The 24381-nt window shown below is 51.6% G+C and carries 24 protein-coding genes; 9 read left to right on the forward strand and 15 right to left on the reverse strand.

Annotation, left to right across the window (positions count from 1 at the left end):
- Positions 1-218 precede the first annotated feature (218 nt).
- The 6 genes from ccrud_RS10890 to ccrud_RS10915 all read right to left on the reverse strand — a co-directional run bounded on the left by ccrud_RS10890 (position 219) and on the right by ccrud_RS10915 (position 7837).
- Entirely contained in the window at positions 219-1337 is a 1119-nt protein-coding gene (locus tag ccrud_RS10890) for an MFS transporter (RefSeq protein WP_066567511.1), read from the reverse strand.
- Positions 1338-1414: 77 nt separating this feature from the next.
- A complete protein-coding gene (locus ccrud_RS10895) occupies positions 1415-2650 on the reverse strand; it encodes an alkylhydroperoxidase domain protein (protein WP_066567512.1) in 1236 nt (411 codons plus the stop codon).
- Positions 2651-2665: 15 nt separating this feature from the next.
- Positions 2666-4309, reverse strand: a complete 1644-nt coding sequence (locus tag ccrud_RS10900) for a dipeptide ABC transporter ATP-binding protein (RefSeq protein ID WP_066567514.1) — start codon at positions 4307-4309, stop codon at positions 2666-2668.
- Between the two features lie 3 nt (positions 4310-4312).
- Positions 4313-5197 (reverse strand): ABC transporter permease, encoded by an 885-nt coding sequence (locus tag ccrud_RS10905; protein WP_066567516.1) that lies wholly within the window; start codon positions 5195-5197, stop codon positions 4313-4315.
- A 9-nt stretch (positions 5198-5206) separates the two neighbouring features.
- Positions 5207-6148: an ABC transporter permease gene (locus ccrud_RS10910; protein WP_066567517.1), complete on the reverse strand. Its 942-nt coding sequence runs from the start codon at positions 6146-6148 to the stop codon at positions 5207-5209.
- Positions 6149-7837 carry a TIGR04028 family ABC transporter substrate-binding protein gene (locus tag ccrud_RS10915; RefSeq protein WP_066567519.1) on the reverse strand — a complete coding sequence of 563 codons (1689 nt, stop codon included), beginning with the start codon at positions 7835-7837 and terminating at the stop codon, positions 6149-6151.
- Between the two features lie 160 nt (positions 7838-7997).
- Between ccrud_RS10915 and ccrud_RS10920 the strand changes: the two genes are divergently transcribed.
- The 6 genes from ccrud_RS10920 (at position 7998) to ccrud_RS10945 (ending at position 13805) form a co-directional block, all read left to right on the forward strand.
- Positions 7998-9941, forward strand: a complete 1944-nt coding sequence (locus ccrud_RS10920; protein WP_066567521.1) for an FAD/NAD(P)-binding protein — start codon at positions 7998-8000, stop codon at positions 9939-9941.
- A 47-nt stretch (positions 9942-9988) separates the two neighbouring features.
- On the forward strand, positions 9989-11383 hold the full coding sequence (locus tag ccrud_RS10925) for an aspartate aminotransferase family protein (RefSeq protein WP_066567523.1): 1395 nt from the start codon (positions 9989-9991) through the stop codon (positions 11381-11383).
- Positions 11384-11389: 6 nt separating this feature from the next.
- On the forward strand, positions 11390-12031 hold the full coding sequence (locus ccrud_RS10930) for an ABC transporter permease (RefSeq protein WP_157776023.1): 642 nt from the start codon (positions 11390-11392) through the stop codon (positions 12029-12031).
- A 75-nt stretch (positions 12032-12106) separates the two neighbouring features.
- Positions 12107-12607 carry a hypothetical protein gene (locus tag ccrud_RS10935; RefSeq protein WP_066567530.1) on the forward strand — a complete coding sequence of 167 codons (501 nt, stop codon included), beginning with the start codon at positions 12107-12109 and terminating at the stop codon, positions 12605-12607.
- Between the two features lie 63 nt (positions 12608-12670).
- Complete coding sequence (locus ccrud_RS10940) at positions 12671-12928, forward strand: hypothetical protein (RefSeq protein WP_066567532.1); 258 nt, start codon at positions 12671-12673, stop codon at positions 12926-12928.
- Between the two features lie 175 nt (positions 12929-13103).
- Positions 13104-13805, forward strand: coding sequence for a DedA family protein (locus tag ccrud_RS10945; RefSeq protein WP_066567536.1), 702 nt, complete (start codon positions 13104-13106; stop codon positions 13803-13805).
- A gap of 3 nt (positions 13806-13808) precedes the next feature.
- Here the strand turns inward: ccrud_RS10945 and ccrud_RS10950 are convergent, their stop codons facing one another.
- Positions 13809-14519, reverse strand: coding sequence for an SDR family oxidoreductase (locus ccrud_RS10950; RefSeq protein ID WP_066567539.1), 711 nt, complete (start codon positions 14517-14519; stop codon positions 13809-13811).
- Positions 14520-14650: 131 nt separating this feature from the next.
- On the opposite strand from ccrud_RS10950, the gene ccrud_RS10955 reads away from it, so the two are divergent.
- On the forward strand, positions 14651-15394 hold the full coding sequence (locus ccrud_RS10955; protein ID WP_066567542.1) for a TetR/AcrR family transcriptional regulator: 744 nt from the start codon (positions 14651-14653) through the stop codon (positions 15392-15394).
- Here ccrud_RS10955 and ccrud_RS10960 read toward each other — a convergent pair whose 3' ends face one another.
- Positions 15395-16555, reverse strand: a complete 1161-nt coding sequence (locus ccrud_RS10960) for a cystathionine gamma-synthase (protein WP_066567547.1) — start codon at positions 16553-16555, stop codon at positions 15395-15397.
- A gap of 118 nt (positions 16556-16673) precedes the next feature.
- Positions 16674-17456 carry an ABC transporter ATP-binding protein gene (locus ccrud_RS10965; protein WP_066567549.1) on the reverse strand — a complete coding sequence of 261 codons (783 nt, stop codon included), beginning with the start codon at positions 17454-17456 and terminating at the stop codon, positions 16674-16676.
- Positions 17457-17494: 38 nt separating this feature from the next.
- Between ccrud_RS10965 and ccrud_RS10970 the strand changes: the two genes are divergently transcribed.
- The gene (locus tag ccrud_RS10970) at positions 17495-17896 is read left to right on the forward strand and encodes a globin (protein WP_066567552.1); all 402 of its coding nucleotides are present in this window, start codon (positions 17495-17497) and stop codon (positions 17894-17896) included.
- 40 nt (positions 17897-17936) lie between these two features.
- Positions 17937-19067: a chromate efflux transporter gene (gene chrA / locus ccrud_RS10975; RefSeq protein WP_066567554.1), complete on the forward strand. Its 1131-nt coding sequence runs from the start codon at positions 17937-17939 to the stop codon at positions 19065-19067.
- A gap of 398 nt (positions 19068-19465) precedes the next feature.
- Here the strand turns inward: chrA and ccrud_RS10980 are convergent, their stop codons facing one another.
- The 6 genes from ccrud_RS10980 to ccrud_RS11005 all read right to left on the reverse strand — a co-directional run bounded on the left by ccrud_RS10980 (position 19466) and on the right by ccrud_RS11005 (position 24379).
- Positions 19466-20095: a DUF8185 domain-containing protein gene (locus ccrud_RS10980; RefSeq protein ID WP_066567557.1), complete on the reverse strand. Its 630-nt coding sequence runs from the start codon at positions 20093-20095 to the stop codon at positions 19466-19468.
- Positions 20095-20559 carry an acyl-CoA thioesterase gene (locus ccrud_RS10985; RefSeq protein WP_066567559.1) on the reverse strand — a complete coding sequence of 155 codons (465 nt, stop codon included), beginning with the start codon at positions 20557-20559 and terminating at the stop codon, positions 20095-20097. The genes ccrud_RS10980 and ccrud_RS10985 overlap by 1 nt, the downstream gene beginning before the upstream one ends.
- Before the next feature lie 126 nt (positions 20560-20685).
- Positions 20686-21531, reverse strand: a complete 846-nt coding sequence (locus tag ccrud_RS15040; RefSeq protein WP_074025515.1) for an alkaline phosphatase family protein — start codon at positions 21529-21531, stop codon at positions 20686-20688.
- Positions 21528-22631, reverse strand: a complete 1104-nt coding sequence (locus ccrud_RS10995) for an ABC transporter ATP-binding protein (protein ID WP_066567561.1) — start codon at positions 22629-22631, stop codon at positions 21528-21530. Before ccrud_RS10995 ends, ccrud_RS15040 begins: the two co-directional genes overlap by 4 nt.
- 12 nt (positions 22632-22643) lie before the next feature.
- Positions 22644-23477 (reverse strand): ABC transporter permease, encoded by an 834-nt coding sequence (locus ccrud_RS11000; RefSeq protein WP_082868812.1) that lies wholly within the window; start codon positions 23475-23477, stop codon positions 22644-22646.
- Positions 23465-24379: an ABC transporter permease gene (locus tag ccrud_RS11005; RefSeq protein WP_066567563.1), complete on the reverse strand. Its 915-nt coding sequence runs from the start codon at positions 24377-24379 to the stop codon at positions 23465-23467. The genes ccrud_RS11000 and ccrud_RS11005 overlap by 13 nt, the downstream gene beginning before the upstream one ends.
- Between the last annotated feature and the right edge of the window lie 2 nt (positions 24380-24381).

Raw genomic sequence — 24381 nt, forward strand, 5'->3', positions numbered from 1 at the left:
GTTATAAATTGAGGTGACCTAACTTCAAAAATAATCTAACTACCTGCACAAATGTAAATTGGTGAAAATACCTAATTCCCCAATTCCAATCACAGCAAAGTCCGAAAGGCGTAAAATGGGTACGTATTCCCTCTATGTATTTGGCAATGAGAAAGCGACACTAAACGGAAAAATTTCACAATATAGCTATCTATGTCTCATCGAAGAATTCGACTTTTCTACAATTTCAGGCGCTGCGGGTTGAGCCACTGGGCGACGGCTACGAAAAACAGCGCTAATGCGCTGACCCAAAACGCAGCCGAACCAATCCCCAGATATATGGGAAGGAATACCACTGGTGCTGCGGCGGATCCGAAGAAGCGGAAAGCTTGCACTGTAGATAAAAGGGAAGATCCACCAGGGCTGCCGATTACCGCTAGGTTAACGGTTGCTTGAATGCCTTGGGCAGCTGCTACAGAGAGAGCCCAGAGCACTGCTACCAAAATTGCCCATGGCGCGATGGGAAGAATTCCCAGTGCAACGGTTCCGATAAGTGCACTGACAATGAGCACGGCACGCACCCCGAATTTGTCTGCCATATCTCCGATTTTTCGGGAGGCAAAAAATGCCGCCAGGCCGCCACACATGACCACGAGTCCTCGGGTAGCTGCATCAAAGTTGAATTGATCTCCCACGTGCAGCGATGTCATGAATCCGGTTCCGATGATGCCAGCACCCACAATAAAACCAGATGCCATATGGATGATTGTGGGAAGCCACTGCACCTTGCCTAAAATATTTTGCTTTGATGCAGATGGTGGTGGCACCACAGGAAGTCTCGCTATCAGGACAAATAATGAGGCTAATGCAGTGACTAGGAAGGTTAAGCGCCAAGAAATTACTGAAGATAGCCCAGCTACTAATGGTGCAGAGAGCATGCCGAGGGATTGCATTGCGGCATAAGTACCTAACGCTTTGCCGAGTGCATTGGGTGGGACTAGTTCACGCAACATAATTTGCAGCACTGGCGTAGTAAAGGCATTAGCAACACCGATGAGAGCATAGGCGATGAGGAAAAGCTCCCACGATGGTGTGATCAGCAGCAATAGTGCCAAGGGAAGCGTGGCAATATAGGCAGCCCGCACCACTTTATGCGGATGTACTTTCCTCGTAAGACGACCAGAAATCAACATGGTGCTGGCAAACGGCAACAGATATGCCGTGATAGTCAGTGCGGCTTGGCCGACGCTGATATTAAAAGTATCTGCAAATTCCGGCAAGACTACTGCGAGCGCTTGCCCGGTAAAAGGTCCGACAAAGCCACCGACCAAAATGGCCGCCATTTGCAGTTTCTTCATGAGTTCCTAATCTATGCGAAAACCCCCTGCCTCAATCCTTATATGGGTTAGGCAGGGGGGTAGTACGTTTTTGTGGTCTAGAGGAAACGCTTTGGTACTTCTGGCTCACCAAGTGACAACATCAGGCGGTTTGCCCAGTTGAAGAAAGCAACAGAGTTGATCAGATCAACAATCTGCAGATCGCTGAAACCAACGCCGCGGAGTTTGGTGATGCATCCTTGGTTGAAGGCAGCTGGTGTGGAAGTCAGCGCCCGGGCTGCATCGCGGATAACATTCCACTGTTCAGAGCCCAGGTCGGCGTCGATGCTGCCCAAAAGTGCATTGACATCATCGGCTCGTCCAGATTCTTCTTGTGCACGGCCAGCGTGTACAGAGGCACAGTAAACACAGCCGTTGTAGCGCGAGGTAACCGTTGCGCCGAGTTCGCGCTCTGCACGACCCATTCCTTCTCCATCAGTGTTGAAGAAGATGTCTAGATCGGTCAACGTACGAGCCTTCAATGCTGCAGGATCGCGGGCAAGCAGTCGGAAATAAGGCATATCTGCACGCTGTGGCTGGATGAGTGAATCCAGCTGTTCTTCAGTAAGATCTGCTTTTTCTACTGGTGGAACCCATGATTTCCAGCCCAAAGAGTGGTTAACAAAGGCTTCTGGACGGTTGAGTTCTTCATAGGTGGCGATCTCAAAACCTACGTTGGACAGCTCCCACTCAGCTTCTGGAGCGTTAAGTTGAACGCCTTGTGCTTGGATTTCTTCACCATTTAATGTGCGCAAACCATAAGCCACGCGCAGCTGGAAAGTGAGGAAAGAAATCAGCTGGGCCAGTGACACGGTGTCATCTGCACTCCATCCAGCACCAGAAAGCCTGCCCAAAACCTCAGGGCGGGAATCGCGAGGGTGGAAAACCAACAGGTGTGCATAATCGAATGCAGCAGCTAGACGCTCACCCAAGGTGGATGCATCATTGCGTACAGATCCACCTGGCTGGGATTCAGCTGCTAAGCCTGGTTCACGGTAGGTGCCGTAAGGTCCCTCGGACAATCCCTGGTCGATGGCATCGGAGACCGCGTGTGCCAGAGTGGTTGGGGCATCGTCGAGAAGCAAGTCTTGGTAGAGATCTACTGCCGGGGCGAACTGGTGCAGGCCTGCAACATAGGTTGCTACTGCGTAGCGTTCGCCAAAGCTGAAGGTGCCTGGGTTGACTGGCTCAAGCAGTGCTTCGAAGCTCTTTTGCGCATTATCACGAGCTTGGGGACGGTTGTCACGCAACTGTGGGAGGTCTTCTCCAACCAGCATGTCGATAAGATCTGACATTATAAAACTTTGCTCCTAAAGTCCGAGATTAAGTTCGCCACCACGATAGCGCGATCCTGGGATCGCGTCGATGAGGCGACTGGTGAATTCAGTTTGCGGATTGTTAAACACATCGGCTGTTTTGCCAAGTTCTACCTGGTTGCCGCGGCTCATGACAGAAACAGTGTCAGAGATTTCTCGGACAACAGCCAGGTCATGGGAAATGAACACGTAGGTCAGTCCGAGTTCGCGCTGCAGATCATCAAGCAGACGCAGAATCTGAGCCTGCACAGTCACATCGAGGGCAGAAACAGCCTCATCGAACACAACCAGCTCTGGTTCCAAAATCATTGCGCGCGCAATGGCCACACGCTGGCGTTGACCGCCGGAAAGCTCTCGTGAGCGTCTGCTCGCCAGCGCTGGATCCAGCGCAACCAGCTCAAGGTAATGAGCAACCTTGGCTTCGGCGTCCTTTTTGCTCACCTTGGTGAAATTGCGCAGCGGTTCTGCAATCGTGCTACCGATGGTTTGGCGAGGATCCAGGGAAGAATACGGGTTTTGGTACACCAGCTGAATTTGCTGGCGCAGTTCCCGCTTCTTCGATGCCGACAGCTTCGTGATATCGGTGCCACCCACAGAAATGGAACCAGAAGTTGGGGTATTAAACATCGCAATGGCACGACCCAACGTGGTCTTGCCAGAACCAGATTCACCAACGATGGCGTGAGTAGTTCCAGGTAGCACATCGAAGGAAATATCATTGGCTGCAACAAATACTTCTTCTTTGCCGCGCTGGTATTCCTTGCGGAAATTATCCACGACCAGCAGCGGGCCTTTAGCCCGAGCAACCTCTGGATCTACGGCCGGTACTCGCGCGGGGATCTCGCCGATGGTGAGGGAGGGCGCGTCGGCAAGCAGCTTCTTAGAATATTCATGCCGGGGATCGGTCAAGACCGAAGCAGCGAAACCGCTTTCCCGCACCTCACCTTTTTGCATGACGACGATATGATCCGCACGATCACCTGCGACCGCCAGATCATGGGTGATGAACAAAATACCCATGCCCAGTTCGCGCTGCATATCCTCCAACAGATCCAAAATAATTTTCTGCACTGTCACATCAAGCGCAGAAGTTGGCTCATCCGCGATGATCAACTCAGGCTCCAACGAAATAGCAGCAGCAATCAACGCGCGCTGTTTCATACCGCCAGAAAGCTCATGTGGATACTGGTCATAGCGCACTTCTGGGTTATCAATACCCACGCGCTCTAGAAGCTCAATGACCTTCTTTTTACGCTCCGCAGCAGTACCACGCTTATGGATAGCCAAACCCTCCCCCACTGAAGCACCAATCGTCTTCACTGGGTTCAAAGAGTTATTCGGATCCTGTGGAATCAAACCAATCTTGGTACCGCGAACGCTCTTCCACTCACGGGAACTCAGCCCCACAAGGGAACTGCCTTTAAAGGAAATCCGGCCAGAATCAACTTCTGCATTATCCGCCAACAAACCAATCACAGCTTGCGCCGTGGTGGACTTACCCGAACCAGACTCACCCACAATCGCCGTGATCTGCCCCGGATGCACCTCAAGACTGACGTTGTTGACAGCATGAACTAAACCTTTAGCTGTCTGATAGGAGACAACGAGATCTTCGATCTCTAACAAGGGAGTAGACATTTTCTATGCCTCCTTCTGGATGATGCGACTTAAGTAATTAGCAGACATCACCACAGCGATGATGACAAAACCAGGCAGAACAGTCAGCCACCATGACGTAGCCATGTAATCACGTGCATCAGAGATGAGCAGACCCCACTCTGGTGTTGGTGCAGGTGCACCATAACCCAAGAAGCCCAAGACAGACAGTTGCAAAATAGCCGAACCAAATTGCAGCGCAGCCAAAGCCAACACAGGAGTCAATGAGTTAGGCAGAATGTGACGGAACAACACCTGCATCTGAGTTCCACCAGAACCGTATGCTGCTTCCACAAAATCAGAACCAGCAACCGTCATCACCTGAGAACGCGCAAGACGCGCAAAGGTTGCCACTGACGTAATACCAACAGCAATCGCAGCATTCATCGTGCCGAAGCCCAGCAAAATAATAACAGTCAGGCTAAGCAGCAATGCAGGGATAGACAACAACACATCCACAAAACGCATCAACACAGTGTCAACCAAACCGCGCTGTGCACCAGCCACAAGCCCAAGCAGTGTGCCCACAATCAGACCAACCAACACTGCGATGAGAGCCCCCAACAAGGTTTCTCTCGCGCCATAAACCACACGACTGTATAGATCACGGCCCACAGAATCCGTACCAAACCAGTGCGTGCCACTTGGCTCCAGCAACGCGACATCATCACCATTAAATGGATTTTGCGAGGTAAACAGAGCAGGGATAAGTGCCATCAACACAGCCATAGCCAGCACCACGATAGAAATCACTGTTGCAGGCTTAGTCCAAGGATTTCCTAGACCTTTGCGCTTGCGCGCCGGGTCAGCTGATCCAGTTCGAGGATTGGCGGAAACTGGCTTTTTAGGAGAAATAGGAGGATTACTCATAATAAAGTCTTATGCCCTTTCTCTGCGGCGCAGACGGGCATCGAGGACTGGATATAGTAAGTCCACGATGAGATTGATCAAAACATAAACAGCAGCGGCAACAACCACGATTGCAAGCATCACTGGCATGTCACGGTAAGCCACAGCATTAACAGTCATCTGGCCAAGACCAGCACGACCGAACACTGCTTCAGTCACAACGGCTCCACCGACCAATTCGCCGAACAAAATGCCCGCGATGGTCAACGTTGGCAACAGCGCATTGCGCAGTACATTGCGGAAGAAGATCCACATTTCACCAGCACCACGTGCACGAACAGCTGCGATGAAAGGCTGTGTTTTTACTTCTTCAATAGAACGAATCAGTACCTGGGCCAAAGGCGCTGCGATCGGAATAGACAACGTGATCGTAGGCAGAATCAATCCCTGGATCGGAGTGGTTCCAATGACTGGAACCCAACCGAGACGGAAGGACACAACCTGGATCAAAATGATGCCCAACCAGAAACTTGGCAAAGACACGAAGAATGGAGGAAGTGCTTGGAAGAAGCCCTTGATCCATGCAAAACGATCCATAGTGGCCAAGATGGAAATAACCAATGCCAGCACTGCTGCCAAAAGAAAAGCCAAAATAGCCAAGGTCAATGTGCCAGGTAGGGCTTCAGTCAGTTGGGTGGCAACAGCAGTTCCGGTTTGTACGGAATAACCGAAATTACCCACCAAGAAGCCACCCAAGGTGGTGAAATACTGCGCGAGCAGCGATTCATCAGCCCCATAGGAATCTCGGATTTGAGCAATCTGTTCTGGTGACAGACCTAGATCAGGGCTGGAATACCTTGCGGTAACAGCATCTCCTGGAAGAGCAGAAAGCATGATAAACGCCAAAGTAAAGGTGACCAACAAGACTAAAATGGCTTGGCCAATGCGGCGCAGAATCTGCGAGGTAGTCATTTATTCCTCCTCACTGGAATGGTCAATGTAGGTCTCATAAAAGCTTGGGCGTCCGATTACTTCAGGGCTAAATCCCTTGACATAAGGCTGCACGCCGTAGACAACTGGTTCTTCAAAAAGTGGCAGCACATAGGCTTGTTCAGTGATGTAATCCTGTGCGGCTGCAGAAGCTGCGGCACGATCAGCTTCCCTGGGGCTGGATGCAATGGCCATCAAAAGCTCTTCCAAATGAGGATCCCCAATATCCATGGATTCAGTCATGTTGAGCAGCTCATTGCGGTTGGTGGAATACAGCTGGGATTTCAGTACGTCATAATCAGCACGACCCACCATGGTGTGTCGGACTTGGATTTTTCCTAGTTCCTTGGAATCCGCATCCTGTGATGCTTGATCACCTGGATTGAGATTGACCTTGATACCCAGTTCACCGAGTTGTTCTTGAACCATGATGACTACTTCACGTGAACGAGGCTGTGGCAGTGCTTCATTGAAGGTGAGTTCTAGTAGTTCTCCATCTTTGCGTCGCATGCCATCGTCATCTAATGTCCAGCCAGCTTCATCGAGCAGTGTTACTGCTTTATCGACGTCATAGATATAAGCGTCGACCTGCTCTTTATAGCCCAATGCGTTTTTCCCCAGCACGGAGGTAGCCAGTGGGTAGGACTCACTGAACAACACGCGCATGATCTTTTCACGGTCAATCGCGTGGATCAGAGCTTGGCGTACTCGGATATCAGACAGTAGTTCATCTTTGAAACGGAAGTTGAAGCTGTTGTTCACACCATTGGTGGCAGCTGAAATGATGGTGATGCCTTCATTTTTCAGGTGTGCTTCCACTGGAGCTTCAATCTGACGGGCAATATCACCTTGTCCTGCAACAACTGCACCGATGCGCACAGATTCTTCACCGGCAAGCACATAGTTGACAGCATCAAGTTTGGCGCGACCTTGGTGCTCGCGTGCTGGTGCAGCCCAGTCATAATCTTCACGAGCAGACAGGGTGAGGTTAGTACCTAAGGTTTCATCAGTGATCACAAATGGACCGGATCCGATGATATTTTCAGCGTTGCCCGGGGCGAATTCCTCATTGGCGAAATCCAAGGTGGCATCGGCATAAAGACCAGCATTGAAGGAGCTGGTAGCTTGGGCGAAACCTGGTGCAGGTTCAGTGAAGTGGAAGCGGACAGTGTCCTCATCTACTACTTCGCCGTGGTTATAATTGGTGATCTGTTCAGAAATCGTGAGTCGACGGTCTTTATCACCGAGACCGTAGAGATCGAAGTTTTTCACTACGTTTTCTGCAGTCAAGGGGGTGCCATCGGAGTAGGTGACATCGGTGCGAATATTGAATGTAAATTCAGTCGCATCCTCATTGATTTCCGGCAGTTCAGTGGCAATCCATGGGCTTAATTCTAAGGTTTCGGGATCTTGGTAGAGCAAGCGGTCTGCAATGTTGTTCACTACGCTGCCGTTTGGATAAAAACCTGCTGATGGCGGATACAGCGTGCGGAAGAACTGTGGCTCTAAGTAGGTAAGAGTGTTGTCTTCTGTTTCTGTGGGCTGGGCAGTGCAGCCGGACAAAATAGCTAATCCTGCCAGCGTAGCGGCAGTGACTGTTGCGAGCTTGCGGGCTCTTGAGCGCGGTTTGGTCTCGGGGGAGCCAAGACCGTGCCTGTGCTTTTTAAACACTAGGCTTACCTCCAGTGAATCATTTAAGTTTGTTTACGCGTTAATTAATTTATTCACCAGAACTTAACACACTTTTAGACCAAGCGGTATATTGGATTAGACTGAGTGGTCTAAGTAAGACCATTAACGCAGTGCATTTTTCGTTGAGCAGGAGTTTTTTGTGAGCACCAATAACAAGCACGTGGCCATCGTCGGGGTTGGCCCCAGGGGTATTTCTGTACTCGAAAGGATCGCAGCAGCCCTCAATCATGCGCCACAGCCCGACTCTGAACTCACCATCCACCTCATTGAAAAATCTCAGATGGGTGCAGGCAGCATTTGGCGCACTGATCAAACACGCACATTATGCATGAACACGCTGGCCGGTGCCGTCACGCTTTTCACAGAACCTGGTTCTACAGTGATCTCACCCGTTGTGGAAGGACCCCTGCAATTTGATTGGATCCGGCTCCTGCGCGGAGATGCAGATTTAAGTGGCATCCCAGAAAAGGCCATTGAGCTTTTCCGCACCTACCCCCCAGAGATTTCTGTTGCGGAGGATTTTAGGGAAGAACTAAGCAACACCGTTATCCAATCAAATCCTTCACGCGCACTGTATGGCGCATATTTGCGATGGGCTTTTGATGTCGCACTACATTTATTGCCCGAGTGGGTGAAGGTAGAACAGCATCATGCTCGCGCAATTGGCCTGCGTGAAGATGGCGAGCACGATGTCATCACTCTAGATAATGCCGAGATGATTTCTGTTGATTCCACAGTGCTATCCATCGGATGGCAAACGCCTGCTCCAAATGCGGAAGAACAATCGATCATGGCAGCACTGGAAGAGCATTCCAATCTTGCCTGGGTGAAACCCGGAAACCCGGTGGTACAAAACGCCAGCATCATTCCGGCAGGCGAAGAAGTACTCGTGCGCGGTTTGGGCATGGGATTTTTCGATATCATGGCGCTGACCACCATTGATCGTGGCGGCGTTTTCCATGAGGATCCCAGCACTCGTTCCGGACTACGCTATGAAGCCTCGGGGCAAGAGCCACACTTTGTTATTTCTTCCGGACGCGGCTACCCCTACCTTCCAAAATCTGATTATAAGTCCTTGCCACCGGGAGCCAAACTGGCGCGTCTCAAGGCTGTCATTGCAGCAATCAATGCACAAAACCGTGGTGTCGCATCCATTAATTACGATATGGAAGTATGGCCTGCTGTGGCACGCGATTCCTATGAAGCTTTTTATGAAACCCTCAACCGGGTCAATCCAGAAGCTATCCACACGAGTCTGGATAAAATTGTGGAGATTATTGATGAGGTGGACGTCGATAAGCTGCCTAAAGCCCTCGCAGCACATGCGGCTGAAGGCTTTGACCTGCAGGATTGGGAATTTCCGCTCGCGGGAATTAATGAAAGCGCTGAGGCGCTGACCACTCGTATCGCCGATGGTCTGGCCCGCGATATTCGCCACGCTGTACTCGCCTGGGACAGCCCGCTCAAATCTGCGCTCTGGTCAATCTCCGCTGCCCGCAAACCCAGCTCCATCCTGGGCGCGGAAGGCCGATTCACTTTCGAATCCAGGCGCAACCGCTTCGCCGCCGTCATGGCGATTGGCCAAATGGTCGGCTCCGGCCCTCCACTTTTCCGCACCCGCGAACTACTTGCGCTTATCGACGCTGGCCTCGCCCACTTCATCGGCGCCCGCCCGCGACTCAGCGTCCATAACGGACAGTGGCAGCTGGCCTCCACCACCACCGGCGATGCACCCGTGCGCGCAGACGTCCTGGTTGATGCCTGGATGCACAACCCCGATGTCCGCCGCAGCGCCGATCCCCTTGCACTATCACTAGAAGAAGCTGGCCGAGTACGCGCATTCAACGACTACTCCACCGACGGCACCGCAGCACCAACTGGTTCCCCCGAAGTTGACCCAGCCACCCGTTTACTCGTGCATCCAAATGGAAACTTAGATCCACGCGTGCATTTGATTGGCATCCCCACCTATGGGCAATTGCCAGATACCACCATCTCCCCCATGCCCGGAACCAACCCCCTGATGCTGCAAGAAACGGATAAAACTGCCGTTCACGTGTTAAGACACCTCGGGTTGATCTAGGGTGTGGGATACATACTGACTGATTAATCTTTGGGGAGTGAACTGCGTTGTCATTGAAGGGTTACACCAATTTCGCTGGTGAATTCATCGAATTCGGGTCTGCACAAGCAAAGGAAGAGGAAAAGCGCGCATTTAATAATGATCGCGCACACGTCTTCCACTCATGGTCCGCACAAAACAAGATCAGCCCCAAAGTTTGGGCAGCAGCCGAAGGATCAACGCTCTACGACTTCGATGGCAACACCTTTTTCGACATGGGCTCACAGCTCGTCTCCGCAAACTTGGGACACAACAACTCTCGTTTGGTTCAGGCAATCCAGCACCAAGCAACACGCCTGACCAATATCAACCCTGCATTCGGCAACGATGTCCGTTCTGATGTGGCAGCCCAAATCATCGACATGACCCCCGGGGATTTCTCCCAGGTGTTCTTCACCAACGGCGGTGCAGATGCCATAGAACATTCAATCCGCATGGCACGACTGCACACTGGACGCAATAAAATCCTGTCCGCATACCGCAGCTACCACGGCGCAACTGGTTCCTCGATGATGCTCACCGGAGAAAACCGCCGTTTGGGTAACCCCACTACAGATGGCGATATCTACCATTTCTGGGCACCGTTCCTGTACCGTTCTTCTTTCTTCGCCACCTCAGAAGCTGAAGAAAGCGAACGCGCTTTAAAGCACCTGGAAGATGTCATCGCATTCGAAGGCGCCAACATGATCGCCGCGATCGTTCTGGAACCAGTGGTTGGCTCCTCCGGAATCATCGTTCCACCAGCTGGCTACCTCAATGGTGTGCGCGAACTATGCGATAAGCACGGCATTTTGTTCATCGCGGACGAAGTCATGGTGGGCTTTGGTCGCACTGGAAAACTCTTTGCTTACGAGCACGCTGGCGAAAACTTCCAGCCAGACATGATCGCTTTCGCCAAGGGAGTCAACGCAGGTTATGTCCCACTGGGTGGTGTCATCATGACTCAGGAAATTCGCGATACCTTTGGCGATACCGCTTATTCCGGTGGCCTCACCTATTCCGGACACCCATTGGCAGTTGCTCCAGCAAAGGCCGCCCTAGATATTTATGCAGAGGGAGAAATCATCCCTCGCGTTGCTGCCCTTGGTTCCGAAGTAATCGAACCTCGCCTTCGTGCATTGGCTGAATCCAAGGACGTAATCGGCGATGTTCGTGGCGTGGGATTCTTCTGGGCTATGGAATTTGTTTCCGATGCTGCTGCCAAAACTCCAGCTAGCGCAGATGCCATGGCGGCCGGTGCCGAAGCATTTAAGAAGCATGGTGTGTGGCCAATGATTTCCGGCCACCGCTTCCACATCGCACCGCCGTTGACGTCAAGCGAAGAAGAAATCAACGCTTTGCTTGATGCCATTGAAGCAGCTGCGCAGGCTATTGAAAATGCTATTTCGGGAGCGCTTTTCTAAGGCAGGTTGAGCCCTAGTCCTAGGGTGCATCCACCGATTGAATCCGCCCTGCGCTATCTTTACCTCTTCATTTTCCCCTTCGTCATGGTGTCCATGATGCTCACCGTCATGTTGGGTGCAATGCATGAGCCAGGCTCAAAGGATATGCCGGTTGCAGTAGTTGGCCAGACTATTGAACAGGCCGAGCAGACCATTGCGGGTCTGGAAGAAAACATGGAGGGTCTCTTCGTTTTTGAGGCCAGTGATAATACGGAAGAAACCAGGCAGCTGGTGGCTAACCGTAATCTTGTGAGCGCTCTGGTTCTGCCTTCTATGGACGTTCCACAGGCAACTATTATCACCAACCAGTCCGGCAACAGCAGTGCAAAAATGGTTGTTGGTCAGGTATTTAGCCAAGTAATGTCAGCGGAGCAGATCCCTGTGGTTGAAGAAGATATTGCACCGCTGCTAACTATCGATTCCATGGGTACTGTCTCCATGTACATTGCTATGGGTTGGATTTTGTCTGGCTTCATGATGATCGTCGTGGGAGCTAATGCTGCGCCTGCTAGCCGTGCGCTGCGCAAGCTTCTTCCACTCCTTGTTATCTATTCTGCATTCGTCCACTTTCTGGGGGGTCGGGCCCGTTCGCCACAGCCCAGAGCGTAAACCTTCATTGTAAGATCCGCCCTATAGTAGTGAAACCAGTCAGCTCTTTAGGAGTGGAGTTGCGCTCGAAGAGAAATGGAGATCATGATGGCGATGTATTTTCTCGCGCTGCTTTTTGCTTTCGTGGTGCCTTTCGCGATGTGGGCGGTTCCTACATATTTCTCGTTCCACGCCCGTCAGCGCAGCACCATTCGGGTGTCCGCCACCATGTCGGCGATTTTTACGAGCATTGGTGCGCTCGGCGTTCTCGCCTGGACCGCTGTTGATGATTTCAACGACTATCCCGGCTATACCTGTACTCTACGAGACGGCTATGTGCCAGATGGGCTGCCCGACGACTGGTTTCCGCCTGTGACGTCTTCTCCCACTGACAGTTTTCCTCCCACCATCGGGTGGTCCAGTGGATTGGAAATTTTCCCAGTGGGGATGCGCTGCTCCTACTGGGTCACCGATAATCCGGAATTTATGATCACCACCCACAGTCACTGGCTTTACACCCTTGTGTTCTACGGATTGATTGGTATCGCGGTGCTTCAGATTATTCGCGCAGTAAGAGCCAACAGGACCGCGGGATGAAATCTGGAATCTTATCCAGATTTTTCAGCGCAGGGCGTTGACCACCGACACCACAAATAGCCGATGCCGGCAGCCGTGGAAACCATCCGCTCAATCCTGTACTTCGATGGCGATAATGTCAGCGGGCATCTTTATACGCTCCTCATCTGGGGTGCGGTGTCCTTAGCGCTTGTCCTTATCATCGACCACATCAAGCCGCTTCGCACTAGTACGGATCTGCACGTCTACGATGAAGAATCCGATGCTGAACTGGACGGCGAACAGGCAAAAATGGCACTCATGCCGCAGCCGGCTGCACAGGAAGAGCTCATAAAGGTCTAAAGATTTCGCTTTTCGACGCCTCCCTCCACTGGAGGTTTTCTCCTTTTAAAAACTTCTGGTGGAGGTTTTTGTGATCTAGCTCGTGGATCACAACGCCCTGAGAAATCACCCATTTTTCTTCACAACTGCATTTTTCCTATTAGAAATTTCTTCATGCAGGAGTACGCTGACCACCATGATTTTTACTCTCGCAGATTCTGTCTCCCAGGTTGCGCTAGGTCCATCCTGGCTCGACCCTATGGAACTGCTTTCCGGCTCTGGCCCTTTCGGCAGTTTCATCCTGCCTGCCATGCTTGCCATTGTTTTCATTGAATCAGGATTACTTTTCCCACTTCTGCCTGGTGATTCATTGCTTTTCACAGGCGGATTGCTGGCGAACCAGGCTGATCCTTTTGCCCCATTGTGGCTCGTGCTTGTGTTGTGCCCCATCGCTGCGATTCTTGGTGATCAGGTGGGCTATTGGATTGGCCATAAGTTCCACCCACGGCTAACTAACCGTCCTGATGGTCGAATTTTCAAGCAGGAATACCTCAAGCAGACTGAGGAGTTCTTTGAAAAGCATGGCCCTGTGACCATTATTTTGTGCCGTTTCGTGCCAATTGTGCGCACCTATGCACCGCTTGTTGCTGGTATGGCGGGTATGCGTTACCGCACCTTCTTCATTTACAACGTGATTGGTGGCATTTTGTGGGGCGCTGGTGTGGTTGCTTTGGGTGCTGCGCTGGGTCAGTTCGATTTCGTGCGCAACAATATTGATCTTATTTTCTTGCTGATCGTGTTTATCTCAATTGTTCCGGGCCTTATTGGTATGGCTCGCAAACTAGCGACAGGCCGTAAGCAAGCCTCTACCGAAGAAATTCCAGTAGAGGCCTCTTAAGAATTAGGCTTTTCGATCCCCTAATTCCACACGTGGGCGCACGTCCACATTGGTAATTTGGGTGGTTTCGCCAGCGTCAATCACAAACCTGATTGCGTTGGCGATTTCTTTTGTCTCAATATAGAGCTCAGGCTGGAATTCTTGGCCCTGTGAATCCATCAGACCGCGCAGCATTGGGGTGTTGGTTGGGCCAGGGCTCACAGTTGTAACGCGGACGCCGTTGTTGGCTTCTTCTTTGCGGAAGGCATCTGCAAGACCGCGAAGCGCATGCTTGCTTGCTGCATAGATGGTGTTGCCTGGATGCGGTCCATTGCCAGCACCGGAATTGATGAAGATGACATGTCCTGAAGCAGCACGCAAAGCTGGAAGCAGTTGACGGCTCAATTCTGCCGGGACAATCACGTTGAGATCAAGATGCGCATGCCATTCGGCAACGCTTCCAGCCTCCACTGTCGTATCACGCGCTACCGCTGCAGCATGCACCAGGGTGTCCACGCGGTCTAGGTTTTCTAGCTTTCCGACGCTCCCTGCACCCAAGACATCCGCGATGATATCGGTCTCCACAATTTCCACATCTTCGATCTCTGCAAGCGCCTCAAGTTGCTCCGCATTTCGGCCCAACGCGTAAACGATATGGTCGCGCGCGAGGTCTTTTACGATCTCAATTCCCATGCCTCCGGTGGCTCCAGAAACGACCGCGATCTTGTTTTTCATTGTCAACCTTTCGTATGAATTCTCTGTGTAAAACTAATGATAGATGTTTTATTCAGGGATTTTAGTTGATATGTCCAGTATTTTTGCGATTTGCTGGTCGTATTGCCCAACAAAGCGTAATCTCAATTAACATGCCTAGCGAAACTATGAAACCAGCCGTGTCACCAAATTTGGCAGCCACCTCCACTACCGGACGCCGTCCTGGCCGTCCTACCCAACGCATTCTTTCTGTCGAATCCATAGTTGATCGCACCTTAAAAATTGCGGGCCGTGAAGGATTTACCGCAGTAACAATGAACCGCCTTGCCCGAGATATGGGTGTCACCCCACGAGCATTGTATAACCATGTATTAAACCGTCAGGAAATCATCGACCGCGTCTGGGTACGCATCATTGATGATATTGAGCTTCCAGATCTCGAACCTGAGGATTGGCGCGGTTCAGTGGACACGCTTTGGAACGCTCTGCGCGATCAATTCCGCGAAGCCCCTCGTGTACTTTTGATCGGATTGGATGAACAAATCTCGCCCCAGGGCACGTCTCCACTGCGCATCGCAGGAGCAGAAAAGACTCTTCACTTCTTCACCGGCATTGGCCTTTCCCTTAAGGAAGCAACCATTGTCCGAGAAATGATGCTGGCTGATGTCTTTAGCTTCACCCTGACTTCTGATTACAACTACGATAATCGCCCAGAAGAAGACCGTGCCGGTGCATTCCATCCAGTGCCTAAGCCGTGGTTGGAACAAAACCCTGACGTCGATGCTCCACTGATCTATCAAGCAATTGAAGAGTCCGTCCAATCTTCGGACGAACTCTTCGGCTACATGGTGGATGCGCGCATTGCTTTCATTGAAAAGCTGCTCGCAGCCAAATAATTAAAGGTTATTGAGGGCCTGCTCGACATCTGCGAGCAGGTCTTCGATGTCTTCAATACCAATGGAGATGCGTACCAGATCGCGAGGCACCTCAAGCTGAGAACCAGCAGCTGATTGGTGGGTCATGGTGGCAGGGTGTTCCAAAAGGGATTCCACACCGCCCAAAGACTCAGCCAAACAGATCAGTTTGGTGGAGGTACAGAACTTCTTCGCTGCTTCTTCGCCGCCTGCGAAACGAACTGAAATCATGCCGCCAAAGCGCTTCATCTGCTTTGCGGCAACTTCATGTCCTGGGTGATTTTTCAGACCTGGGTACAGCACGGTGGATACCTCTGGGCGAGAATCTAAGAATTCCGCGATCTTTTCTGCGTTGTCGCAGTGGCGATCCATGCGCACCGCCAAAGTCTTCAAGCCACGGGCAGTCAAATACGCATCAAAGACTGATGGGATTGGTCCGATGCCACCCTGCATGAACAGTAGTTCTTCATCCAGTGACTGCTCGTTGGTGACAACAAGGCCACCGACAACGTCAGAGTGTCCGCCAATGTATTTGGTGGTGGAATGAAGCACTGCGTGAGCGCCCAGCTTGAGTGGCTGCTGTAGGTATGGGGAGGCAAAAGTATTGTCAACAACTAGCTTGGCGTTAGTGCCTTCAGTCAGTTGTGCAACAGCTGCAATATCAGTGATGCCCAAGGCTGGGTTGGTTGGAGTTTCCACCCAGATCAGCTTGGTGTTGTCCTTGATTGCTGCCTTGACCTCTTCAACAACAGAGGTATCGACAACGCTGTATTCAATGCCCCATGCGGAAAACACAGTATCGATCAGACGGTAGGTTCCACCGTATGCGTCATTGCCCAAGACGATGTGATCGCCTGGCTTGAGCAAAATACGGAACAAGATATCAGTTGCAGCCATGCCTGAAGAAAAAGCGCGGCCGTACTGTGCGCCCTCTAGAGCAGCAACGGTTTGTTCCAATGCCACGATGGTGGGGTTTCCAACGCGGGTGTACTCATAGCCCTTACGCAGCTCGTTAGGGCCATTTTGCGCAAATGTAGTAGACGCATAGATCGGAGTGTTAATCGAACCGTAGTAGTCGTCTGGCTCATACCCAGCGTGAATCGATGCAGTGGAGAAACCCTGGGTGTTTGGGTCAAAAGACAAGGTAGATCAACTCCTGAAACTTTAATGTTTTGCCCATAAAAGGCTGGTCTTCTGGCAATGATAGACCAAGCTGTCCATTTTTGTGCAAATTCGGTCTGGTTTAATGCAGAGACCTTTATTAGAAGCCCTCAAAGGCAAACCATCTACCCCGCACAGTTTCCAGCACAACCGACATGTCATAAAGAGCACCCAAATTGGCAGGTGTCATGATCTCGTACACTGGTCCGCTAGCCAATACGCGTGCATCTTTCAGCATCAAAATATCAGTTGTTGATGCGGCGATTTCTTCTACATGGTGGGTGATCATCACTGTTGTCAGCGCCGGCATCGAGGCTCTTAAAGAATCAATTACTTTTAGCAAAGTTTCCCGACCTGGCAGGTCAAGGCCAGTGGTTGGCTCATCGAGCAGCAGCAATGCTGGTTCGATGATTAATGCGCGAGCAATCAGAGTGCGTGCTTTTTCTCCCTGGCTCATATCAGCCCACATGCGATCTGCCCGAGCTGTCATCCCCACGAGCTCTATCATCTCTGCGCAGTGGTTTAACTGGGCAGCGGTGGCACTCCACCGAGGCAGCACACCATTGGACGCAGTCAGCCCCGACAACACAATTTCTTGCGCCGGTAGGTTGCTGAACTTTTGTTTTGGATCAACCAGCCCGATTGTTTTACGCAATTCACGTGTATCAACCCGACCAAAGCGATGCCCCAAAATATCTGCGGTACCTTCCGAGGGATACAGCAAAGTGGCGGCGATCTTCAGGATGGTGGTTTTGCCCGCCCCATTTGGGCCAAGTACCGCCCAATGCGAGCCTTGGGGAATGGTCAGGGAGATGTCGTCGAGAAGCAATTTTGCGCCACGTCGAACGGTCACATGATCCAGTGTCAAAGCTGTTTCAGACATGAGCAACACACTAATCGCCCACGTATAGAATGTATGCCATGACTACCCCTGAGAATTTTTATGATGAAGTGGGCGGTGAGGAGACTTTTTCTCTCATCGTCCACCGTTTTTATGAGCAGGTCCCCCAGGACGACATTTTAGGACCAATGTATCCACCAGATGATTTTGAAGGTGCAGAACAACGCCTGAAGATGTTTCTGAGCCAATATTGGGGCGGTCCGAAAGATTACCAGGAGCAGCGTGGACATCCTCGTTTACGCATGCGCCACGCTCATTATCCCATCGGCGTCACAGCTGCGGAGCGCTGGTTAGAGCTCATGTCCAATGCACTTGATGGCGTAGAGCTCACCCCAACTCAGCGTGAGGCAATTTGGGAGCATATGCTGCGTGCTGCGGATATGTTGATTAATGCCAACCCTGATCCACACCAGCAGGCTTAACTTCTGCCGGTTCACAGTTTTGGCCATAAGCTAATCGCCTGTGAATCGTATTGTAGAAATCGCCCGAAGCTTCGGTGTTCTAGGCTTTAGCGCGTTCGGCGGCCCCACCGCGCATTTGGGCTATTTTCGCAATGAGTTTGTGGAGCGCCGGAGTTGGTTGGATGATCGTCAATATTCCGAAATAGTGGCGCTCAGCCAGCTCCTTCCAGGACCGGGTTCTTCCCAGGTGGGCATGATGCTCGGCTATCACCGCGCGGGCTTTTCCGGCCTCGCAGTTGCCTGGTTCATGTTCACGTGGCCCTCCCTTGCACTCATGGCGGCGTTTGCTTTGCTTTTCGATGCCTCTACCGCAGGTTGGACGCTCGGGCTCCTTGCCGCAGCAGTAGCGGTCGTTTTTCACGCCGTCACCGGCATGGCACGCTCCATGGCTGCCACACCACTAACCGCGACCATTGCGATAGCCTCCGGAATCGCCGTACTCGCTGTTCCCAATGCATTCACGCACCTCGGCGTGATCCTTATCGCTGGGCTCATCGGTGCGCTCAGCTTCACTAAGCTTATCGACGCCTCCCCACCCCCACTACCGCTACGCGCCATGCCTGCCTGGGTAGGCATCGGATCTCTCGTGGTTTTTATCCTCGCATTGCTCGGCGCAATTGTTATGGGTGGGTTTTATCCGGCTTTCATTCAAGCAGGATCCACAGTTTTCGGTGGTGGCCACGTTGTGCTTCCGCTGCTGGAAAAACTCGTGGTAATGCCAGGTTTTATCAACGAGACTGATTTTCTTTCCGGATACTCTGCAGCCCAAGCAGTCCCTGGCCCCATGTTTAGCTTCGCCAGCTATCTTGGCGCACTGTATGGCGGAGTCGGCGGCGCAGTATTGGCCAGCCTCGCTATCTTTTTCCCCGCAGCGTTATTGAGTATCTGTGGCCTTTATTTCTGGGGACGCTGGCGGGAATCACCACGCATCCAAGCCGCCGTAACAGGCATCAACGCAGGTGTTGTTGGACTCCTTGGCGCGGCGTTATACGATCCCGTTTTTACCCACGGCATCACAGGTATTCCATCACTAGCTATTGCAGCGGTCTGCTGGCTAGGACTTGCCCACTGGAAAATTCCCCCGTGGGCAATCGCAGCCGGAGCAGCATTGGGCGGATGGGTACTGCTCTAAAATTCTCAACCCTAATTTGGTTCAAATTCGTGCCGAAAACTGCAACTTAGCTAAACTGAAGGATGCTGAGATTGGGTAAACACTCGATCTGGGTCTCCAGCTTGTTTAAGATGCAAATTCTCGTTCCACATCGCTGGCGGCCTCAGATTTGGAACGAATATTTGCATCTCACCGCCAGTGAGGTACGAATATTCGTTCGATTTAGAGGGGTGGACTGCCAATTGTAACGGATCCTTGAACAGAGAACTCACAGGGTTCTCAATAGCCTCGGACGCCACAGAAGTAACCCCTCTCAGACGTCCATCTAAGCGCTTGATAGACACCGTTTGATGGAATACCCATTCTAGATATTCGATCCCTTAAAACGGCACACAGCCATCGATAGTTCTAGTTCTTCACTAAAAAACGCTCAACCCTAAACCAGCAGAGTGATACACACTGCCATAGGGAGCATCCACGCGTGTCCACCGGCCATTAACTGACACACGCAAATGACGAGGCACTTCATTCGGCGCTTCAAAACCAGGGATAAGACCCAAAGAAGTACAGGTGAAGACCGTGCGCATGGGAATGTGCGCGGTTTTTCCATTACCTTCTGCGGAGATAACTTCCTGATCCATCAACGAAGCAGGCGGGCCCATCGGACCAGAAAATTGGCGAGCCAATGCTTGTCCCTGATCTGCCAAAGTGCGCACTACGTGAGTGGGGAGTTCGTCGATAAGCGTGAACCCTGTTGCCGGTGGCAATGATCCCGGCCAGCTCGCATCGCGGGCAGCACCGATCTCTTCCCGGTTTTCGCTCAGCGCCTGCAGCAAATCCTGCGCGCCAACGGCAGCGCCATCGCGCCTCACCACGCCATTGACCCGGCGCGATGCGCTCACACCAAAAGGTGTGGTGACAAAGACATCAACTACATCGGGGGTGAGCTGGCGGAACCGCACGCTAGCCATCTTGTCCAAACCAACTGCACGCGCGATTAAAGCTTGTAGACCGCGCGCACCCGAGGTGACGGAAAGTGTTTCCAGCACTACTTTTCGAGTGCTTCCTGCGACTGCACCTCATCGGTTGCCACCGCTATGAGCACCTTGCGCTCCACCTTGCTGATGGAACGAGGAGCAGCAGTTTGAATATTGACCGCAACCTGCACGCAATCAACCACACAGCACACACGACCATTGCGGTCCTTGACCTCTTGGCGAGTGCGGAAAGAAGTATTACCCAGCTTGGTTACCTGAGTTTCCACAACAGCCTTGGTGGTATCTGGCAAAATTGCGCGTAGATAATCTACCTCAAGGTGACGAACAAACACTGCGGGGATTTCATAGCCACGCTCGCGGAACTGATCTTCCGCAAAAGTTAGGCGTGCTTCCTGCGCAATCTCAATGAAGGCAGCATTGTTGACGTGCCCAAAACGATCAAAGTCAGACCAGCGAAGATCTACCTCTGTCACGTGAAGGTTGCTTGGGGTGTTTTCTGCGTTCTTGGCTGCCATGGGGGTTCGCCTAGCCTCTTTCTTTAAGTGTCTCTGCCTAGATACAAGCGTCTCGCAAGCATTCTACCGATGCGGGTGAAAGGGAGCACATTTGAGAGACAATCCCCTGCCCAGGCTCACTTAAAATTAACGTGCAGCGAGCGCCATCTCAGCTAATTTGTGCGGTGCAATTTCTACAGGCCACTGTGGTAGCTCACCATTGCTTGACCACACAATTGCCCAGGATTCACGCTCACGATCGCTGGTGCCGCCATGTCCGCCTTCATCACGGTGCCCATGATCGGTGGTTAAAACAACCAACCAATCTTCATCTTCACGGCTTTGTACAGCATCAATTACGGCACTGACGTGAGCATCAACTCGCCTAATGGCATCTCGATACTGCTCGTCGCCAAGCCCATAGACATGGCCGGCATCATCAACGTCACAGAAGTACACAAACCCTGCATCGAAACCGCCACCGTGACGAATTTTAGCCACTGCAATATCTGCGATTTCTGCATCAATGCGCTGGTAGCCAAAGGTTTCACCATCACGCACGATCACGTTGTGCAAACCTGCGTACTGCTGCTCCATGCGGGGATGAATAATTGGCCCCAGCCCATGTGGATCTACGAGCACTGGCCAGCCAGCTGCGGCGAAAGTACGAGAACTTTGATCTTCATAAAAAGCTTTAGCCAAGAAATCCGGGTAATTCCAGGTGCGACCGCCCACGCAAGAGTTGTCTCGCAAACCATGCTCTGCATGAGTAGCACCAGTCAAAATTGATCCCCAGCCTGGTGCAGAAATGGTGGGTGCTTCCATCCACATGCGGTGCAAGCTGCCCTCTTCAGACAAACTTTTCAAACGTGTTCCCACACCAGATTCAGCAACAACGTCCCACCGGCAACCATCGATTCCGATAATCAGGAGATTTCTTTTGGAAGAAGGCGCTGGCTGTTCGCTTGGGGCATTTCGGTGGATAGAGTTCATTTGGAGATCCTGTTCTGTTGCAGTCTGTCAAAAGTTTTCAGCTCTTCAGCATTGGCATAATCAATGACCGTGTCAGGCCGCGCGATGCGCAAAGATACGCGGTCGCCATTGCGGAATTCTTGTGCTTCCCTCGACGGCAAATCAATCCGAAGATGTCCCTTGGAATAGTCCCCTTCCACCACGATGGAGGAGAACATTCCGCGAAGCATGTGGTCAATGACGGTGTAATGCGCAGCATTATCATGATTCATCACGATTTGTTCTGGACGAATCAACGCTGTGGCAACTGCTTCTTGTGCGATCGGAGAAGTCTTGTTCACAATGTCCAAATCAGTATCAAGGACAAACAGCTTATCGCCATGCACTTGTCCAACAACGCGGTTCGCGACACCCACGAATTGAGAAATAAATGGTGACTGCGGATGTAGGTACAGATCATTCGGAGAACCGATCTGTTCAATCTTTCCGTCATACATCACGCCCACTCGGTCCGCCATCGTGATGGCCTCTTCTTGATCGTGAGTAACCATCAGTGTGGCAATTCCTTCAGCCTGCTGAATGCGGCGGATCTCATCGCGTAGTTGGACGCGGACCTTGGCGTCTAGAGCGGACAGGGGCTCGTCGAGAAGCAGCACTTCAGGCTCAATTGCTAGGGCGCGAGCCAAAGCTACGCGCTGTTGCTGGCCACCTGACATTTGGTTTGGGTATTTCCGCATATGCTGCGTAAGCCCAACCATTTCCAGCAATTCTTCAGCGCGCTTGGTGCGGGTTGAGGAATCCCTGCCACGAATTTTCAGACCATAAGCAACATTGTCTACTGCGCTCAAATGCGGGAACAAGGAATACGCCTGGAACACAATGCCCATGTTGCGCTCGCGAGTAGGTTTGCTCGCAACATCTTGGCCGGCAATTAAGACCTCTCCGGAATCTGCCATTTCCAAACCAGCTAGTACACGCAAGCTGGTGGACTTTCCAGATCCAGAAGGCCCCAGCAAAGCAACTAGTTCGCCCTGGTTGATGTGCATATTCAAATTGTCCAACACAGTCATTGGTCCGTAGGACTTAACAATATTTCGCAATTCAACGTGTGGTTGATTCATAAAACTATCCTTTTACTTTCGCTTGGCATTGGCGAGCGAAGAAATACCGACCAAGAGCAGCCACGTGATGATGGTGACAATAAACGACAAAGCGGCAACGCCCTTTGGTGAACTGGAGGCAACTTCCACCATGTACACCGGGAAGGTGTAGTGCAGCAGCAAAGACGCCATTGCGTATTCGCCAAATACTCCAGAAACACAGAGCAAAGCAGCAGACAACATGCCCACGCGCAGGTTCGGAATAATCACCTGGATCAGAGTCATCCACGTTGATGCACCCAAAGAAGAAGAAGCTGCGAACATGGTTTGCAGATCGAGGGATTTCACTCCGGCATCAATAGCTCGGTAGCACAGAGGCATGACCAAAATGACATACAGCGGAACAAGCGACCACATGGATGTAAGAAAAGCTGGAATGGTTGCTCGATATAGCTCCGAGACACCAGAAACCAAAGCCACTGCTGGAACAACCATCGGCAGGATGGATAACACTTCTGCGACTTTAGCCAGCTGAGGTGCCTTCATATTAAGGAAGACAATCGTTGGAACTAACAGCGCCAGCATTAACACAGTGGTGGCAAGAGTCAACAGCAACGTATTCACAATTGCTTCACCAGCTCCATCGATGCTCAAAATTTCAATGAGTGGATCGAAGGTAAAAGGCTGGCCGGGGCGTGAAAAACCATAAGCTGCGGCTGCCAACCACGGGATGAGCAAACCGATAATTGAAACCACCAGGATCGCGATCGATGCCCAGTTATAGTCTCCGGAAGAAGATAACTTGCGTGGCTTTGGCTTCGGTGGAAGTGCTTGGCGTACAGGTTCTTTGGTGCTTAGCTCAGCCATTCGTCACTCTTTCTGGTCAGGTAAAAGCGAATGCCCATGGCCGCAAGAATGATAAACATCATCCAGGTGACCAATGCAGCTGCTAAGCCTGGGTTAAGCAGCACATTTCCGCTGATATAGAAGCCAATGAGAATCGGAACAAGGTTCAACGATCCACCTGCTAGTGCGAAAGCTGTGGCATAGGCAGCAAAGGAATTGGCAAACAGAAGAAGAAAAGAACCAATGATAGACGGCCACAACACGGGGAAAGCCACATCTCTGAGGTATTGGAAGCGCGTAGCTCCAAGAGAGGAAGCAGCTTCCAACCATTGCCCCTTGATGCCACCCATTGCAGGAAGCATCAAAATAGCCATCAGTGGTATCTGGAAATAGAGATACACCAAGGTCACACCGGAAAATCCAGTGATGGAAAAATCAGCTAAAAATCCTGGAAAAAGATCATTCAGCATGCCAGTGAGTAGGCCTTGCACACCAAGAAGTGCGATGAAGGCATACGCCAGGGAGACACCACCAGATTGTGATGCCAATGCAGCAAAACTATTAACTAACGCATTAAGCCATGCCGGTTTGTGTCCCTGTTGCAAAGCCCACGCTAGGAGCAAACCAACTACTGCACCAATCAACGCAGTAATGAAAGACAACTGTGCAGTAAGTACAAAGGCTGGGCGGTGAGCAGAATTCATCGCCTCGCCCATTGTTTCGAAGGAGAAGCCCCCTCGAGGTGCTTGGAAAGCGGTAATCAGGTTTGCCAGAATCGGAAAAATGAGGAAGGCAGCAACAAAGAGAAAGAACGGCAAAGCGCCGAACCAGGAGCCTTTATTAAGGTTGCCCCAGGATAGACGCTTTGCTTTCTTGCTCCGTTGAGGCTTCTCCTGCGAAACAGGATGAGCGACGGAAGACATGA

It is taken from the genome of Corynebacterium crudilactis (assembly GCF_001643015.1).
GTDB lineage: Bacteria > Actinomycetota > Actinomycetes > Mycobacteriales > Mycobacteriaceae > Corynebacterium > Corynebacterium crudilactis.